16 protein-coding genes and 1 pseudogene are annotated in these 16,292 nt (G+C 66.1%); 12 read left to right on the top strand and 5 right to left on the bottom strand.

The features are described 5' to 3' along the window. The first annotated feature begins 43 nt into the window (after positions 1-43). From MAAFP003_RS18250 to MAAFP003_RS18240, 3 genes are all read left to right on the top strand, one after another. On the top strand, positions 44-1,285 hold the full coding sequence (locus MAAFP003_RS18250; RefSeq protein ID WP_096289115.1) for an EspA/EspE family type VII secretion system effector: 1,242 nt from the start codon (positions 44-46) through the stop codon (positions 1,283-1,285). A gap of 64 nt (positions 1,286-1,349) precedes the next feature. Further along, positions 1,350-1,664 carry a type VII secretion target gene (locus tag MAAFP003_RS18245; protein ID WP_096289113.1) on the top strand — a complete coding sequence of 105 codons (315 nt, stop codon included), beginning with the start codon at positions 1,350-1,352 and terminating at the stop codon, positions 1,662-1,664. Between the two features lie 115 nt (positions 1,665-1,779). Further along, positions 1,780-2,358: a hemerythrin domain-containing protein gene (locus tag MAAFP003_RS18240; RefSeq protein WP_096289111.1), complete on the top strand. Its 579-nt coding sequence runs from the start codon at positions 1,780-1,782 to the stop codon at positions 2,356-2,358. A gap of 56 nt (positions 2,359-2,414) precedes the next feature. On the opposite strand, the gene MAAFP003_RS18235 is transcribed toward MAAFP003_RS18240, so the two are convergent. Both MAAFP003_RS18235 and MAAFP003_RS18230 read right to left on the bottom strand, forming a co-directional pair. Continuing rightward, on the bottom strand, positions 2,415-3,311 hold the full coding sequence (locus tag MAAFP003_RS18235; protein ID WP_096289109.1) for a manganese catalase family protein: 897 nt from the start codon (positions 3,309-3,311) through the stop codon (positions 2,415-2,417). 260 nt (positions 3,312-3,571) lie between these two features. After that, positions 3,572-5,047 (bottom strand): amidase, encoded by a 1,476-nt coding sequence (locus MAAFP003_RS18230; RefSeq protein WP_096289107.1) that lies wholly within the window; start codon positions 5,045-5,047, stop codon positions 3,572-3,574. Between the two features lie 61 nt (positions 5,048-5,108). Here MAAFP003_RS18230 and recO point away from each other — a divergent pair, with 61 nt between their 5' ends. From recO to MAAFP003_RS18215, 3 genes are all read left to right on the top strand, one after another. Next, the gene (recO, locus tag MAAFP003_RS18225; protein WP_096289105.1) at positions 5,109-5,930 is read left to right on the top strand and encodes a DNA repair protein RecO; all 822 of its coding nucleotides are present in this window, start codon (positions 5,109-5,111) and stop codon (positions 5,928-5,930) included. A gap of 171 nt (positions 5,931-6,101) precedes the next feature. Further along, complete coding sequence (locus tag MAAFP003_RS18220) at positions 6,102-6,971, top strand: decaprenyl diphosphate synthase (protein ID WP_096289103.1); 870 nt, start codon at positions 6,102-6,104, stop codon at positions 6,969-6,971. Next, complete coding sequence (locus tag MAAFP003_RS18215; protein ID WP_096289101.1) at positions 6,971-7,399, top strand: hypothetical protein; 429 nt, start codon at positions 6,971-6,973, stop codon at positions 7,397-7,399. Before MAAFP003_RS18220 ends, MAAFP003_RS18215 begins: the two co-directional genes overlap by 1 nt. Positions 7,400-7,449: 50 nt before the next feature. Here the strand turns inward: MAAFP003_RS18215 and MAAFP003_RS18210 are convergent, their stop codons facing one another. Both MAAFP003_RS18210 and MAAFP003_RS18205 read right to left on the bottom strand, forming a co-directional pair. Then, complete coding sequence (locus MAAFP003_RS18210; RefSeq protein ID WP_090603893.1) at positions 7,450-7,842, bottom strand: Fur family transcriptional regulator; 393 nt, start codon at positions 7,840-7,842, stop codon at positions 7,450-7,452. Next, positions 7,839-8,249 (bottom strand): ArsR/SmtB family transcription factor, encoded by a 411-nt coding sequence (locus MAAFP003_RS18205; RefSeq protein WP_096289099.1) that lies wholly within the window; start codon positions 8,247-8,249, stop codon positions 7,839-7,841. The genes MAAFP003_RS18210 and MAAFP003_RS18205 overlap by 4 nt, the downstream gene beginning before the upstream one ends. Positions 8,250-8,422: 173 nt before the next feature. Between MAAFP003_RS18205 and MAAFP003_RS18200 the strand changes: the two genes are divergently transcribed. The 4 genes and pseudogenes from MAAFP003_RS18200 to MAAFP003_RS18185 form a co-directional block, all read left to right on the top strand. Continuing rightward, positions 8,423-9,814 carry a glycine--tRNA ligase gene (locus tag MAAFP003_RS18200; RefSeq protein ID WP_096289097.1) on the top strand — a complete coding sequence of 464 codons (1,392 nt, stop codon included), beginning with the start codon at positions 8,423-8,425 and terminating at the stop codon, positions 9,812-9,814. A gap of 169 nt (positions 9,815-9,983) precedes the next feature. Further along, positions 9,984-11,159: a PPE family protein gene (locus MAAFP003_RS18195; RefSeq protein WP_096289095.1), complete on the top strand. Its 1,176-nt coding sequence runs from the start codon at positions 9,984-9,986 to the stop codon at positions 11,157-11,159. Between the two features lie 587 nt (positions 11,160-11,746). Continuing rightward, positions 11,747-12,073, top strand: a complete 327-nt coding sequence (locus MAAFP003_RS18190) for a hypothetical protein (protein ID WP_423790923.1) — start codon at positions 11,747-11,749, stop codon at positions 12,071-12,073. A gap of 2 nt (positions 12,074-12,075) precedes the next feature. Then, positions 12,076-12,228, top strand: a pseudogene (locus MAAFP003_RS18185) (type VII secretion protein EsxI); the annotation flags it as partial. Between the two features lie 60 nt (positions 12,229-12,288). On the opposite strand, the gene MAAFP003_RS18180 reads toward MAAFP003_RS18185, so the two are convergent. Further along, positions 12,289-14,271: a TPM domain-containing protein gene (locus MAAFP003_RS18180; RefSeq protein ID WP_096289091.1), complete on the bottom strand. Its 1,983-nt coding sequence runs from the start codon at positions 14,269-14,271 to the stop codon at positions 12,289-12,291. Between the two features lie 65 nt (positions 14,272-14,336). Here MAAFP003_RS18180 and MAAFP003_RS18175 point away from each other — a divergent pair, with 65 nt between their 5' ends. Both MAAFP003_RS18175 and sodC read left to right on the top strand, forming a co-directional pair. Next, on the top strand, positions 14,337-15,614 hold the full coding sequence (locus MAAFP003_RS18175) for a deoxyguanosinetriphosphate triphosphohydrolase (RefSeq protein ID WP_243394122.1): 1,278 nt from the start codon (positions 14,337-14,339) through the stop codon (positions 15,612-15,614). Positions 15,615-15,644: 30 nt separating this feature from the next. Next, complete coding sequence (sodC, locus tag MAAFP003_RS18170; RefSeq protein ID WP_096289087.1) at positions 15,645-16,253, top strand: superoxide dismutase[Cu-Zn]; 609 nt, start codon at positions 15,645-15,647, stop codon at positions 16,251-16,253. Positions 16,254-16,292: the final 39 nt, after the last annotated feature.

The raw sequence follows: 16,292 nt of genomic DNA, 5'->3' as shown, positions 1-16,292 counted from the left end.
ATCGCCGAACCGCACCAAACGCATCGAGAGCAAGGAAACGCAGATGAACGTATTCGTAGATGCCGCAAGGCTGATCGCCAATCTGGGCGGCATAGGCGCCCAATTCAATGGCTCAGGTAGCGCGAGTTACGGCGGCGAATACATTGCGTCGAGTGTGACCAGCATGAGCGCCGACGCACTGTCGGGCGGCCTCGTCGGCTACAAGATGGTTCAGCAATATCGACTGTCCCGGAACATGTCTCCCGAAGAGCTGGAAGAGATGAACAAGGGGATGAAGGACAGCACCAGTCTCATCCTCAAGACGCTCACCGTCGTCGACGTCGTGGAGCTGATGACCGGATTCGGGCCGCCCTGCGACGGCGGGGATTTCGCGGCAGGATCTCAACAGCTCATCGAAATCTCGGACCAGCTGATGTCGGCGCTCCCGGATGACGACTGGCAGGGCGATGCGTCCCAGGCCTATGCCCAACAGGTGACGGCACTGAGGACTCTTGCGCAAGGGATGGCTGAGCTGGACCGTCAGCTTGCCGACATCACCAAGAATCAGGCCGAGTGGGTCACCCATATGCGGTTGGCCTTCGGCATATTGAAGGATCTCCTGATGGCGGCATTTGGCATTGAGGTGGCCCTGAAGATAGCGGTGCCTGCGCCGGCCGGCCTCGCCCTCGCCGAAACATTCGCGACCACCGTTGCCGTCTTGGGGATCGCTGCTGCCAGCTCCTTCGTTTTCACGCTGTTGCGCTACTCGCAAGACAACGCGGGTAAGGCCAACGAAATAATCTCCAAATACCAAAAGCTGGCTCCGGTTCCAACGGGTCCCACGTCTGCCGAGTCGCACGTGGCCACCGCGCTGAAGTCCACCACGCCCGACTTCGGCGAGGTCTCGAGGCAGATGACTGATGTGTTCAGCGCGGTCGAACTCGCCACGCCGGCACGCCCGGATGCTTCGACGAAGCAAAGCACCCCCGCCGGCGCGGGTGAAACCTCGCAGCGACGGGGCGTGTTGGACGCGCGCGATGAGGCGGCTGCGGCCACGTCATCATCGGGCGCGCCTACCTTGGCGCCAATCGCCCAAATGCCTGGCAAAGCCGCACAACTCAGTCAGACTGCGGGGCCGCGGCCGATTTACCCCGTGCCCCGAACGGGCCAGAAGGCGGGTCTTGCCGAGGACGACGGGTTTGCCGACGACGTCGACGACGGCGTAGCGGCACCGGGTGCCCAGGGCACCGAGCGCGCACCCATCGCGTTCGCCGCACCCGAGGCCACCGTACGACGTGCCGGGTAAAGTCCACGTGCAGTCAAAGTTCTTGTCAAACAACCCAATACATGCTTGAAAAGGAGAACACGCCATGTCCGATTTAGTCGTCACGCCGAACTACCTCGACCAGCTGGCCACAGTTGAGAAGCAAACATCCGCGAAGATCGGATCGGCGGCCGAGGTGACCGAGGGGATCAGCTCCGCCGTCTGGCTTACCCACGGGGTGGGCAGCGAGCCCTCCAATATCGCGCTGACTCGTGTCGAGGCCGCGCGCCGTTGCGCGGTCGAGGCGATGCAAAGTGTCTGCCAGGACCTCGCCGCCAAGCTGGGCACGGCCGCCGCCGCCTACGCCAGCACCGACGAGCTGGCGGCCGGCACCATCGACAAGCAACTCCTTGGCCGCTGAAAGACGATGCCCTCCCACTCCCGGTGGGAGGGCATCGTCGTCTGCGCAATCGTTTCAACATCCATGCGCCGGGTACCACTGACCGACCGATACGGCCTCAATCGGAAGGCAAGACATGGATGCGTTAACTTTTCTCCGCCAAGACCACAAAAGCGTGCTCGGATTGTTCGAGACGCTCGATGGTGCCCCGTCGGGCTCCGGCGCCGAAGCCAGCGGCCTGGAAACCACGGTGAACAACCTGATCATCGCCGAGTCGCAGCACGAAGCGATCGAAGAGCAGTTCTTCTGGCCCGCGGTACGCGAGGCGCTCGGTGATGCGTTCGCCGACAAGGCAATCGAACAGGAGCAGACCGGCAAGAAGCTGCTCCAGCGGCTAGAAGACGGCAAGCCCGGCGAGCCGGATTACCACGAAGCATTGCAGCAATTCGTCGAAGCGGGCCGCGAACACATCGCCTACGAGCAAGAGGTGGTGTGGCCCCAGGTCGAACAGGTAATGAGTCGCGAGGAGCTGGAGAAGATCGGCGAAAAGCTGGAAGCGGCAAAGAAAATCGCCCCCACCAGGCCGCACCCCGACACTCCGCCGAACGCTGCGGTGCAGATGACGATGGGAGTGGGCGCGGCGGTGATAGACCACGTGCGCGATGCGGTCACCGGCCGCAGCCAAGACAACCCGCCGGACCCACAAGCCCACTAGGCAATACGAAGACTGGGCATCGGAGCATCCGATGCCCAGTCTTCGCTGTTACCCGATCAGGTTGTGGGCGAGTGCTGTTCGTGCGTGAACGGCTTTTCGGCCTCGACCGCCGGCGAGCCCTCAGGGTTCTGTTCGGCTCCCTTGTTTTGTCGCGCCTGTCCGCCCAGCCATTGCTTTTCCGGCTTTTCCACGTAGTCCCATTCCATGCCTTGCGGCCACGGACCCTGCCCCTCGTTCCACGGCCCACGGATCGATTCGCCGCCGCCGTCGGACATGTTGAACGCCACATTTTGGAAACGGGGATCGCCCGCCAACTGCCCCGGCGGGAAGTTGACCGGAAGTTCGTTGAGCGCAGCGGTGAATTGCTGATAATGCGCCACTTCACGCGTCATCAAGAACGTCAGGGTCTCCTGCACGCCCGGATCATCGGTGAACTGCTTGAGGTACTCGTAGACGACTTTGGCCCGGGACTCGGCGGCGACGTTGTTGCGCAGGTCGACGGTGGGATCGCCGTTGGCATCGATGAATGCCCCGGTCCAGTTGTTGCCCCCGGAGTCTTTGACGTCGGGTCCACCGCCGCTGAGCACGAGGAACATCGGGTTGACGGCGACCTGATGAATGATGTTGTCGCGCCCGTTCGTACTGGCGACGGCCGGCATCCAGTCGCACCGTTGATTCGCGATCTTGAGATCGTCGCTGAGTCCATCGAGCAACATGGTGATCATCGATCCGACCATCTCGAGATGGCTGAGCTCCTCGGTGGCGATGTCCATGAAAAGGTCGTACATCTTGGGATTCTTTTGGCGCAGCACGAACGCCTGGGTGAAGTACTGCAGCGCTGCGGTGAGTTCGCCGTTGGCGCCGCCGAATTGCTCCATGAGCAGCGATGCGAACCGCGGGTCGGGTTCGGTGACCCGTACTTCGAACTGAAGATCTTTGTTGTGCATGAACATTGATTGCCTCCTGGAGTGTCGGCACGGCTGGTGTGCGCAGCCGGGTACCCGGGGCATTGGCCGCCAAACGCGGTTATCCAGGTACCCATAGAGACCGTTTGCGCATGCCGGCCGCGGGTAGCCGGTGCGCATGACGCAAGCAAAGTTGGCACTGGTGACCGGGCGTCTATGACTTGGTCGTCGCTGCGAAGGAAAGTCGATACCGATCAGCCGCTAGAAACTGGAAATCCGTTGGGCGCCTGAGCTTTAACGGTATGGCTTTAATCGTGTGGACGGAAGTGGTCGTGCTCCCACCACACCTTCGGCTGCTTGGCGGCCCAGCCGCAGACAGCCTCCAACTCGGCGGCCAGCGAGATCAGCACGCCCTCGCTGTTCGCCGGGCCCATCAACTGCACACCGATCGGCAAGCCGTCCGAGGTGAACCCGGCCGGCACGTTGATCGACGGCCAGCCCAACACATTCCACGGCCAGGTCGCCGGGCACGCCTTGATCATGGCCCGGTCGGTGCCCAAGCCACTGAGCCGGTCAAAGGATCGGGCCAGGGGCGGTGGCTGCGCGGTCGTCGGGGCCACCACCACGTCGACGATGTCGAAAATCGAGCCCACCCGCCGTTGCAGCGCGGCTTCGTGCACCCGCGCGTTGCGCAGGATCGCCTGTCCCAACACATGGCCCATCCGCAGGTTGGACAGGGTGCGAGGGTCCAGCACGACGCCGTCGCCCAACCGCTCCTCCCATTCCCTCAGTCCCGCAGTCGATCTGGCCAGAAAATCCCATCCCAACCGCACGCCGTAGTCCGGGTTACCGTTCACAACCGTGTGGCCGAGCAATTGCAGCTGCTTGCCCACTACTCGGGTCGCGGCCAGTATCTCCGGATGCAGCTTGGCCCGAAAGAAGGTGTACGCGAACCGGGTTGACAGCGCGATGTTCAGCGGACCCGGGGCGATGCTGACATAGTCGGACGCCCGCAGCGGCGGCGGCTTGTGCCGGTCACCCTCGACATTGCCCGACGCCGCGTCGAGAACCAGTGCCGCGTCGGCGACCGTGCGGGCAAGCACGCCGTTGACCGTGATCCCGTTGAACGACTCCGGTAGCGGCCAGGTCGAGATGCGGCCGCGCTGCGGTTTGATGCCGACCAGATGCGTCCACGCTGCCGGGATGCGGATGCTGCCGGCACCGTCGGAGCCGATCGCCGCGGTGACCAGGCCGGCGGCCACCGCGGCGGCGCTACCGCCGGACGAGCCGCCCGGGGTGTGCCGCCGTGACCACGGATTGCGGGTGTGCCCGAATCCCGGCCCGCTGGTGAACGGCCACTGCCCCAGCTCGCAGGTGTTGGTCTTGCCGACGATCACCGCTCCGGCGGCCTTGAGGCGGCGCACCACCTCGGAGTCCTGGGTGGCGGGGCGCACATGGCCGTCGGTGCCGAAGGCGGTGGGCACGCCGGCAACATCGACGTCGTCCTTCACCGCGATCGGGACGCCCAGCAACGGCGCCGTTTCGCCGGCGGCTCGTCGCCGGTCGGCCTCGGCCGCGTCGGCCAGCGCGGACTCCGTCAGGACCACCCGGAACGCGTTCAGCGTGGACTGGCTGACATCGATCGCATGCAGCGAACGCCGCACCAATGTGTCGGAGGTCACCGCACGGCTGTTCAGCTGATACAGCAGGTCAGTGAGTGTGGGCAGGCGCGTGCCGCGGGACCCGGAAACGGACCCAGAACCGGGTCCAGGAGCGCCAATCACGGGGTACGAGACTATCGGCGCGGATCCCCGCGATGTCGCGGCGGGGTGCAAAACTATTGATATGCGGCTGTATCGAGACCGAGCGGTAGTGCTGCGCCAGCACAAGCTCGGCGAAGCAGACCGAATCGTGACCCTGCTGACCCATGATCACGGGTTGGTCCGTGCGGTGGCTAAGGGGGTGCGCCGCACCCGCAGCAAATTCGGCGCGCGGCTGGAGCCGTTCGCGCACATCGACGTGCAGTTGCATCCCGGCCGCAATCTGGACATCGTCACCCAGGTCGTTTCCATCGACGCGTTCGCCACCGACATCGTCAGCGACTACGGCCGGTACACCTGCGGGTGCGCGATGCTGGAAACCGCCGAGCGCCTCGCCGGCGAGGAGCGCGCGCCCGCCCCGGCGCTGCACCGGCTCACCGTGGGCGCGCTGCGGGCGGTGGCCGACGGACGCCGCCCCCGTGACCTGCTCCTGGACGCCTACCTGCTGCGGGCCATGGGCATCGCCGGCTGGGCGCCGGCGCTGACCGAGTGTGCCCGCTGCGCCACACCCGGTCCGCATCGGGCATTCCACATCGCCGCTGGGGGCAGCGTCTGCCCACACTGCCGTCCCGCGGGCTCGACGACACCGCCGCTGGGCGTGCTGGAACTGATGTCCGCGCTGCACGATGGCCATTGGGAGGCCGCCGAGGCGACGCCGCAATCCCACCGCAGCCATGTCGGCGGATTGGTGGCCGCCCACCTGCAATGGCATCTGGAACGCCAGCTCAAGACGTTGCCGCTGGTGGAGCGCAATTATCGGGCAGACCGTCCCCCGCAAGCCGGGGGTACCGGCACCATCGCCGAGCAGCGCGCCGCGCTGCTCGGGCAGGATGAGGCCTGTGGCTAATCGGATGGCTAACCGGGCCGTGAACACATCCGTCACATCCGTCACATCCGCCCCTCCGCCGGTCGACATGTGCTTTGCCCGCCTCCGAGCGACAACCGCCGGACGCCGATTTTTGTCGCGCGGAGGCGGGCAAAGGACCGTCCAGCCCCAGCCGAGGCCAGTGGGGCGGACGTGACAAACCGGGCCTTCCCGCAACTGCCCGCCGCACCCGAGGACTATCCGACTTTTCCCGACAGGTCGACGTGGCCGGTGGTGTTCCCCGAGTTGCCGCCGTCTCCCGACGGCGGACCGAGCCGGCCGCCGCAGCACATTTCGAAGGCGGTCGCTCCGCGGATCCCGGCGGATCGACTGCCCAACCACGTGGCGATCGTGATGGACGGCAACGGCCGCTGGGCCACCCAACAAGGCCTGAGCCGCACCGACGGCCACAAGGCGGGGGAGGCCGTCGTCATCGACGTCGTCTGCGGCGCAATCGAAATCGGGATCAAGTGGCTCAGCCTGTACGCCTTCTCCACCGAGAACTGGAAGCGTTCTCCCGAGGAGGTCCGCTTCCTGATGGGCTTCAACCGCGACGTGGTGCGCATGCGCCGGGTGAGCCTGCAGGCGATCGGGGTCAAGATCCGCTGGGTGGGCTCGCGGCCCCGCTTGTGGCGCAGCGTGATCAATGAATTGGCGGTCGCCGAGGAGATGACGAAAGGCAACGACGTCATCACCGTCAATTACTGCGTCAACTATGGCGGCCGCGCCGAAATCGCGGCGTCCGCAAAGGAAATCGCACGCTTGGCGGCTGCCGGCCGGCTGAACCCCGAGCGCATCACCGAGGCGACGGTGGCCCATCACCTGCAGCGGCCCGACATCCCCGACGTGGATCTGTTTTTGCGGACCTCCGGGGAGCAACGGTCCAGCAACTTCATGCTGTGGCAGGCGGCCTACGCCGAATACATTTTTCAGGACAAGCTGTGGCCCGATTACGACCGTCGCGACCTGTGGGCGGCCTGCGAGGAATACGCGGACCGCAATCGACGGTTTGGGAGCGCCTGATGCCATCTCTACAAGAGCGGCTCGGATCGATTCTGCGCGACGTGCTGACGGTCGAGAACGAACCCGACGGCGGGCTGACGGTGCACCATGACGGCACCTTCGCGTCGCTGCGGGTGGTGAACATCGCCGAGGGGCTCGACCTGGTGTCGCTGACCCAGGTGGTGGCGTGGGATCTGCCGCTGACCAAGAAACTCGGCGATCAGGTCGCCAAGCAGGCGCACAACAGCAACTTCGGCAATGTGACCGTGGTCGAGAAGGTCAGCGACAAGGCCGCGCAGCGCAATTCCGGCGAGGGCGCGGCCAAGACCGCGGACGTGATGCTGCGCTACAACTTTCCCGGCGCGGGCCTGGCCGACGACGCCCTGCGCACCCTGATCCTGTTGGTGCTCGACTCGGGCGCGCAGATGCGGCGCGTCCTGACGGCCTGAGTTCTCGCCGAGTGTGCGGCCAGCCGCACATTCGGCAGGGCTAGCGGGCCCTAGCGGCCGCAGTCCGAGCAGGTCCCGAAGATCTCGATGGTGTGGCTGACCTCGGAGTAGCCATGCTTGGCGGCAACCTGTGACGCCCATTCCTCGACCTCGTGGTCGCCCACCTCGATGGTGGACCCGCAGTGGCGGCACACCAGATGGTGGTGATGGTGCTCCGAGCAGCGCCGGTAGACGGACTCGCCGGTGTCGGTGCGCAGCGTGTCGACCATTCCCGCCGACGCCATCGACTGCAGCGTCCGGTAGACCGTGGTCAGCCCGATGTTCTCGCCGCGGCGGCGCAGCTCGTCGTGCAGCTCCTGGGCCGAGCGGAATTCGTCCAGCGTTTCCAGCAGCGTGGAGATCGCCGCCCGCTGACGGGTGGAACGGACGCTCGGCCCGGTCATGGCGTGTCCTCGCTGGCGTGGGCGACGGCGTCGACGACGATGTGCGCCAAGTGGTGGTCGGCCAGTCGGTACAGCACCTCGCGGCCGGACCGCTCCCCGGCAACCACTCCCGCCGCCTTGAGAATCTTCAAATGCTGGCTGACCAGCGGTTGTGGCACGCTCAGCGCGTCGACCAGCTCGTGCACGCAGCGCTGGGATTCGCGGAGTTGCAGCACGATGGCGATCCGCACCGGTGCGGCCAGGGCCCGCAGCAGCTCACCGGCGGCATCCAGGATTTCTCGCGACGGCGGCTCGGGATATTCGGCGAAGGGAGCATGCTCGCCGGCGCTCGCCTCGCCGTGCCGGTGGGCGACCAGATCCGACGATGAGCCGTTGGCGGCGGTCGGCGATGAGGAGGGCATCACCATGCGAGCGTCATCTCCTCGAAAGTGCCGGGTATGTGGAGTGCCCACTATAGAGAACGACTTCCACTGTCACATGCATGATGACGCATGTCAAAGACCGCGGCCCGGTCGATACGATTGCTGGTGTTTCGCGGGCGACGATTCGTCGCCTCGCCTCCTCAGTTATCCGAAAGGGAGTGGACCACCCCGTGGCGTCCGTCATCGACACCGTCGTCAACCTGGCCAAACGGCGTGGATTCGTCTATCCCTCGGGGGAGATCTACGGCGGCACCAAGTCGGCGTGGGACTACGGGCCGCTGGGTGTGGAGCTCAAGGAGAACATCAAGCGGCAGTGGTGGCGCGCCGTGGTCACCGGCCGCGACGACGTCGTGGGACTCGACTCGTCGATCATCCTGCCGCGCCAGGTCTGGGTGGCCTCCGGCCACGTCGAGGTGTTCCACGACCCGCTGGTGGAGTCGCTGATCACGCACAAGCGCTACCGCGCCGACCATCTGATCGAGGCCTACGAGGCCAAACACGGGCATCCGCCGCCCAACGGACTGGCAGACATCCGCGACCCCGAGACCGGCGAGCCGGGTCAATGGACCGAGCCGCGCGAATTCAACATGATGCTCAAGACCTACCTCGGCCCGATCGAGACCGAGGAAGGGCTGCACTACCTGCGGCCCGAGACCGCGCAGGGGATCTTCATCAACTTCGCCAACGTGGTGACGACGGCGCGGCGCAAGCCGCCGTTCGGCATCGGGCAGATCGGCAAGAGTTTTCGCAACGAGATCACCCCGGGAAACTTCATCTTCCGCACCCGCGAGTTCGAGCAGATGGAGATGGAGTTCTTCGTCGAGCCGTCGACCGCAAAGGAGTGGCACCAGTACTGGATCGACACCCGGCACCAGTGGTACACCGACCTCGGCATCAACCCCGAGAACCTGCGCTTGTACGAACACCCCAAAGACAAGCTGTCGCACTATTCCGACCGCACCGTCGACATCGAGTACAAGTTCGGATTCCAGGGCAACCCGTGGGGTGAGCTGGAGGGCGTCGCCAACCGGACTGATTTCGACTTGTCAACGCACGCAAAGCATTCCGGTGCCGACCTGTCCTTCTATGATCAGGCCAGCGACACCCGGTACACGCCGTACGTGATTGAACCCGCGGCCGGCCTGACCCGGTCGTTCATGGCGTTTTTGATCGATGCCTATGCCGAGGACGAGGCCCCCAACGCCAAGGGCGGCGTGGACAAGCGCACCGTGCTTCGCCTGGACCACCGGCTGGCCCCGGTCAAGGCGGCGGTGCTGCCGCTGTCCCGGCACGCCGACCTGAGCCCCAAGGCGCGGGACCTGGCCGCCGAATTGCGGAAGTCTTGGAACATCGACTTCGACGATGCGGGTGCGATCGGGCGCCGCTACCGGCGCCAGGACGAGGTCGGCACGCCGTTCTGTGTGACAGTGGATTTCGACTCCTTGGAGGACAACGCCGTCACCGTGCGCGAACGCGACGCCATGACGCAGGAGCGGGTGTCACTGGATGCTGTCGCCGACTACCTGGCGGTTCGACTCAAGGGCGCCTAGCGGGCCGTTGATCGGCTATTTCGGCAAACCGGGCCATTTGGGTGTAGTGCTGCCCTACGATCCGGCCTTAGTCTTATACGCAGTGTCTTATACGCAGTGTCCAGTCGCTGGTGACTGTCGGGGTGCAGTTGAAAGGCCGTTGAAACGGCTGGTCGTGTCGAGGTAGTAGATGGTTCTGAATTTCGCGTTTTTGCCGCCGGAGATCAACTCGGCCCTGATGTACGGAGGTGCAGGCTCAGGGCCGCTGTTGGCTGCGGCCGCTGCCTGGGATGGCCTGGCCGCCGACATGTGGGCGTCGGCGTCGTCCTTCGACTCCGTCGTCTCGGGCCTGGCGTCCAATGGGCAGTGGACGGGTCCCTCGTCGGAATCGATGACGCAGGCGGCAGCACCGTATCTGCAGTGGTTGCACACCGCGGCGGCGCACGCCTCGATGTCGGCCGTGCAGGCCCGGGTGGCGGCGACGTCGTACGAGTCGGCATTCGCCGCGACGGTGCCTCCCGCGGCGATCGCAGCGAACCGCATCCAGCTGATGGTGTTGATCGCGACGAACATCCTGGGCCAGAACACGGCGGCGATCGCGGCCACCGAGTTCGAATACATGGAGATGTGGCTTCAGGACGTGATGGCGATGTTCGGGTATCACGCCGGGGCGCAATCCGTCATGGCGGCGTTGCCGTCGATCACGTCGGCACCGTCGAGCCTGGCCGGCCTGTTCACGACGCCGCTGAGCACGCTGGCGTCGCAATTCGCCGGGGCGTTGTCGTCGGTGGGCGGTCAGATATTCGGTCCGGGTTTCTCGTCGGCGGTGACCGCGATTCAGTCCGCGTTGACCCAGGTGGGGTCGATCGTCACCTCGACGCCGGTTTCGTCGTTGATGTCGGCAGCCCAAATCGGGATGTATCCCGCGACCACGTTGCCTCCGATGATGGCGCTGGCGCAGGGCACCGCGCCGGTGACGTCGCTGGCCGGTGCGACGAACATGGCGGCCACGGGTGCGTCGCAGACCGTCGGTTCGACCGCACCGGCGATGAGAATGATGAGCGGCGACGGGAGCTGGGGCTCGTCCATCTCGGCCAGTCTGGGCAGGGCGCGGCTGGTGGGCGCGATATCGGTGCCCCCGGTCTGGCAGGGTTCGACGCCCGCCCCGATCGCCACCTCCGCGATGGCGGGTGCGGGAGCGTCCGGCACCGTGGCAGAGCCGGTCGGATCGACCAGCGGCATGCCGATGCCGGCGCGGGTGGCCGCGGATCGTGACAAACCGGCCGAAATGGTGGGCAAGGCCGGAACCAGCGCGACCCACGTGGTGCAGTCCCGGCCGAAGGTGGTGCCTAGAAAGGGCGCGTGAAGGGGGGCCGGAGCGTGGCCGGGCGCAATTGCCGGGGCGGTCATACGAATGAATCGTGTGTGTCGCAAATTTCTCGAGATGCAGCCAACTTCTATTCATCGGTTACCCGCTTAATCAAACTATTAGGTACGGTTTGCGACGGCGAATGATTCCGGCCCACGCAATGTTCGCCAGAAGACACGTACCGCAAGCACCCTCCCCGTCGGGCGCTGGTCCGGTGCCCGAGTCCGGCGGGCCCGGACAAGTGGTTGCCGCGCCGGGGTCCTGCGGCGGCCGTTGCCACGAACGGGCGGGTCGCCTCCCCGCAAAATCCCTGTCGAGCAACGGTTTTCGCGCTCGGGCCAGCCGGCCTGCCGGGTGTGGCGTGCTACCCCGCACGGTCGCATCCGGCGATGCCGCGACCGAGCGGCTCGAGCCGACCGCGCTCCCAGGTTGGCGGGTGGCTGAATTTTGATGATTAACGTCGACAAGAACCGTAAATTTCCGACAATTGTCCTTAGCTTTGCTTTAGTATGAAAAATACTTGCGGCGATTTGTGCGCCGTTGGGGTCTGTGTTAACAGAGTTTCGGGTGTGGAAGGGGGCATCATGCTTTTGCCTCTTGGTTCACCTCTGCCGGACGATTCGGTCGCGGCAGTTCGGGGTGAGTCAGGCATGCTCGGTCGCTTGACGGTTCCGCTCAGCTGGGGCGTGGCCGTTCCGCCGGACGACTATGACCATTGGGCACCGGAGCGCGCGGAGCGCTCCGATGCCGCTGGCAAGGCGACCGACGGGCCCGATACAGAGGCGGCGGCCGACGGCATGAGTGAAAAGAAGGAATGGGGGCATTGGAACGAATGGGGCGGCGACGCCGAACCTCGTTTCGAAGCGCCACGAAGCGGCCGCGTTGTACCGCATTCTCCGTGGGCCGGTTGAGCGCCGGTTCGGTGGCGTGCCAGGAGTTCATCACCCAGTTGGGTCGCAACTTCCAGGTCATCTACGAGCAAGCCAACCGGCACGGGCAGAAGGTGCAGACCGCGGGCAACAACATGGCCAGCACCGACAGCGCCGTCGGGTCCAGCTGGGCCTGACAGATTTCGAGTAGTAGGGGCGTACCGAGCAATCGGTGCGCCCCTACTACTGTGCAGGGCTCAAAACCGCCCGCCGCCGCCCATGAAGCCCCCGTCAAAGCCGCCCGGCGACGAGTTCGACGAGCCGCCGAACGACGTCGAGCTCCAGCCGCCGAATCCGCCCCGCATTCCTCCGCTGAGCAGGTCGCCGATGATGATCCCGCCCAGCATCGCGCCGGCGTCGCCCCCGCTGCTGCGGGTGTAAGCACGCTGGGCGGAAGCCACATCGGAGTTGGCCAGCGACTGCGCAGTGGCCGCCAGTGTGGACGCCGCATTGGCATGCGAAATCGCCTCGGCCGGGTTGGTCGACCGCTGGGCGTGCGCGGCGTCGAGATGCCGCTGGGCCTCGGCGAGGCGGGTGCGAGCGTCGGGTCCGACGCTGCCCCGGCGGGTGTCGATGTACTCCGAGACTCCGCGCACCCGCGATTCCGCGGTGAACAACGCCTGTTCGAGTGAACGGTTGAGCCGATCGGCGTCCGCCTGTTCCTTGGCCACCGTGGCCAGCAGCCGGTTGAGGTCGGAGTCTGCCTTGGCCAGTTGCGCGAAACTGCTCAGTGGATCGGCCGATCCACCGCCGGCGGCGTCGACGGCTCGAATAGCGGCATCACGGGCCGCCGCGAGCTCGCCGGCATGCGGGGCTTTCGCGTTCTGCCCTTGCAGCTGCGCGGTGGCGTGCTGGATGCCGGCCTGGATGTCGCTCATCACCGTGGGCAGCCGCTCGACGGCACGCCGGATGTCGCCGGCCGCGTTGTCCACCGCATCCAGCAGCGCGCGAGCTTGCCCGAGCGCCGACTCGGCCGCCCGCACCGCATCGACCAAACCGCTCTGCTGTCCACTGACCGCATTGCCGGCCAGCGCGCGCGCCGCGCTGATGTTGCGGTCGGCGAACGCCAGCCGCTCCTTGGTGGTGGCGACGTTGCCCGACACCGAAGTCAGTGCCACAGGGCCGAACTCCTTGTTCAACTCGGCCAGCCGCCGTTCGGCCGGCTCGACGCGGCTGGTGAGTTCAACGACCTGCTGGGTGAGCGCATCAAGGCGGGTGGCGGCGTTGACCACCAAATCGCGGAGCTGCTCGAACGCCGCGGTCTGTGCGTCCAGCTCGCGGTCGGCGGTGGCCGCCGACACGATTACCTGGGTGAGCAGGTTGCGCTGCTGCTCGGGCGTCTCGGGCATGGCGTCGTCGAGTTGCTGACGGACCGTAAAAGCTTGGGATAGAGCGGCTTTGGCGTTGTTGACGGCCCGGGTGAAGGGTTCGGTGCGCTCGGCGCCGAACTCGTCGACGGCCAGGGCGAGCTCATTGGAGCTGGTGCGTACCGCGTTGTCGACCTCCACCACCATCGAGCGCGACAGGTCGTCGAGGGCGGTCAGTGGCACGGCCGCCAGCGCGGTCGGATTGGTGGGGTCCACCCGGCGTGCGGCGGCCAGATCGGCGCGGCGGCGTCGGCGGCGGCGATAACGCATCACCAACACCAGGGCCACGACCGCGACGATAACCAAACCGAGGGTGGCTAACAGCCAGAAGCGGCTTGTCGGATTCGGCTGTGCATCAAGGCCATTGGCTGCCGAGACCGCAGCGCCCCGCCAGTCCCCTTGGCGCAGAGCGGGTTCGATTTTGTTGCGGCGCAGCTCGTCCACCTGAGTTTGGGTCACGCCTTTCACCCCGGACGGCACCAGGAAGGCATACGCGCGTCCGGTGGTGGCCACCGCGAGCAGCGCGTCGTAGGTACCGAGATCGCTTTCGCGGATGGTGCGCTGTGCCCAGGCCACCGAGTTCTCTCCGGAGAAGTCGTCGACATAGACCACCCACAGCCGAATGTGGCGGTTGTTGTACAGCTTGTCGATGGCTTCGCTTACATCGGTGCGGCCCGACGGCGACAACGCGCCGGCGTTGTCGGTGACATACCCCGGCAGCCGGAACGGGGGCTGTGCGTCGGCGGCCGGTGCCACCAGCAGCCCGGTGACGAGCATCGTCAGGATCACGCCGAGGAAGCGGGCAATGGGCATAGGTCAATTTAGCGCCGGGGGAGACCGGGGCCATGTCCCGGCATTCCCTGGCAGACTGTGCTGCGGTGACTAAGAAGGTGATCACGAACGTGCCAGACCCATACGACGACTTCGACCGTCAACGGCGGGTAGCCGAAGCGCCGAAGACCGCGGGTCTGCCGGGCACGGAAGGTCAGCACCGCACCGACTTCGCCCGGGACCGGGCGCGCGTGTTGCACAGTGCCGCGCTGCGCCGGCTGGCCGACAAGACGCAAGTCGTCGGGCCCCGCGAAGGCGACACCCCGCGCACCCGGCTGACGCACTCGCTCGAGGTCGCGCAGATCGGGCGCGGCATGGCGATCGGGCTGGGTTGCGATCTCGACCTCGTCGAGCTCGCCGGGCTGGCGCACGACATCGGTCACCCGCCCTACGGACACAACGGCGAGCGCGCGCTCAACGAGATCGCCGACGAGTACGGCGGATTCGAAGGCAATGCCCAGAACTTTCGCATCCTCAACAGCCTTGAGCCCAAAGTGCTTGACGAGCAAGGCAATAGTGCCGGACTGAACCTGACTCGCGCTTCGCTGGATGCGGTCACGAAATATCCGTGGACACGTCGGGACGGTGTCCACAAATTCGGGTTCTACGAGGAGGACCGCGAGGTTGCGAACTGGATGCGCGCGGGGGCGCCGCGCGACCGAGTGTGTCTGGAAGCGCAGGTGATGGACTGGGCCGACGACGTCGCCTACTCGGTGCACGACGTCGAGGACGGTGTCGTCTCACAGCGCATCGATTTGCGGGTACTCGCCGACGATGACGAGGCCGTGGCGCTGGCCAAGCTGGGGGAGAGCGAGTTCTCCCGGGTGAGCGCCGACGACTTCATGGCGGCCGCGCGCCGGCTGTCGGGGCTGCCGGTGGTCGCTGCGGTCGGCAAGTTCGACGCGACGCTGGCCGCGTCGGTCGCCCTCAAGCAGTTGACCAGTGAACTGGTGGGCAGATTCGCCTCGGCGGCGATCGCGACCACGCGCGCGGCGGCGGGTGCCGGGCCGCTGGTGCGTTTCCAAGCCGACTTGCAGGTGCCCGACTTGGTGCGGGCCGAGGTCGCGCTGCTGAAGATTCTGGCGCTGCAGTTCATCATGTCCGACCCGCGGCATCTGGAGACTCAGGCTCGGCAGCGCGACCGCATTCATCAAGTGGCGCAGTGGTTGTACGCCGGAGCTCCGCGCACGCTTGACCCCTTCTTCGCCTCGGCATTCACCACCGCCGCTGACGACGCCGCCCGCTTGCGGGTGATCATCGATCAGATCGCCTCGTTCACCGAAGGCCGGCTGGAGCGAATCGATGCCAGTCCGGCGAGCCCGTAACGGGCTTGTGGCACCCGTTAGGCTGCGGGCATGAGCAGAAACACCGTTGTTGCCGCCGCCCTGTTCTCGATGCCGGTCGTGGTCATGACCGCGTGCAGTTCGCCTCAGCACGCGAGCACTCAGCCGGGCACGACGCCGCCGGTGCTCAGCGGGTCCCCGAGCTCGTCGACGACATCGGGTCCGGCGCCCAGCGGCCAGGCCCTTTCGGCTCAACTCAAATCGCCCGACGGCAAACAGGTCGCCACCGCCACCTTCGACTTCACCGACGGATACGTCACGATCACCGTCAAGACGGACACCCCAGGCATCCTGGCGCCCGGTCTACACGGCATGCACGTGCATGAGATCGGCAAGTGCGAGCCGAACTCGGTGGCCCCCAGCGGCGGTGCGCCCGGGAACTTCTTGTCGGCGGGTGGCCACTACCAGGCGCCGGGACACACCGGGAAGCCCGAAAGCGGCGACCTGTCGTCCCTGGATGTGCGCAAGGACGGCTCGGCTTACCTGGTGACCACCACCGACGCGTTCACCAGGGACGAGCTGCTGGCGGGCAACAGGACGGCCCTGATGCTGCACGGCGTGCAGGACAGCGACATGGCGATGGAGCGGGTGGCGTGCGGCGTGATCGGTCCGGCCAGCTGAGCTGGTCGTCACGGGTTTGATGGGACAGCCGTATCCGGC

This window comes from Mycobacterium ahvazicum, from assembly GCF_900176255.2.
GTDB lineage: Bacteria > Actinomycetota > Actinomycetes > Mycobacteriales > Mycobacteriaceae > Mycobacterium > Mycobacterium ahvazicum.
Note: the sequence above shows the minus strand (reverse complement) of the source record. Positions and strands in the feature narration are given on the sequence as shown.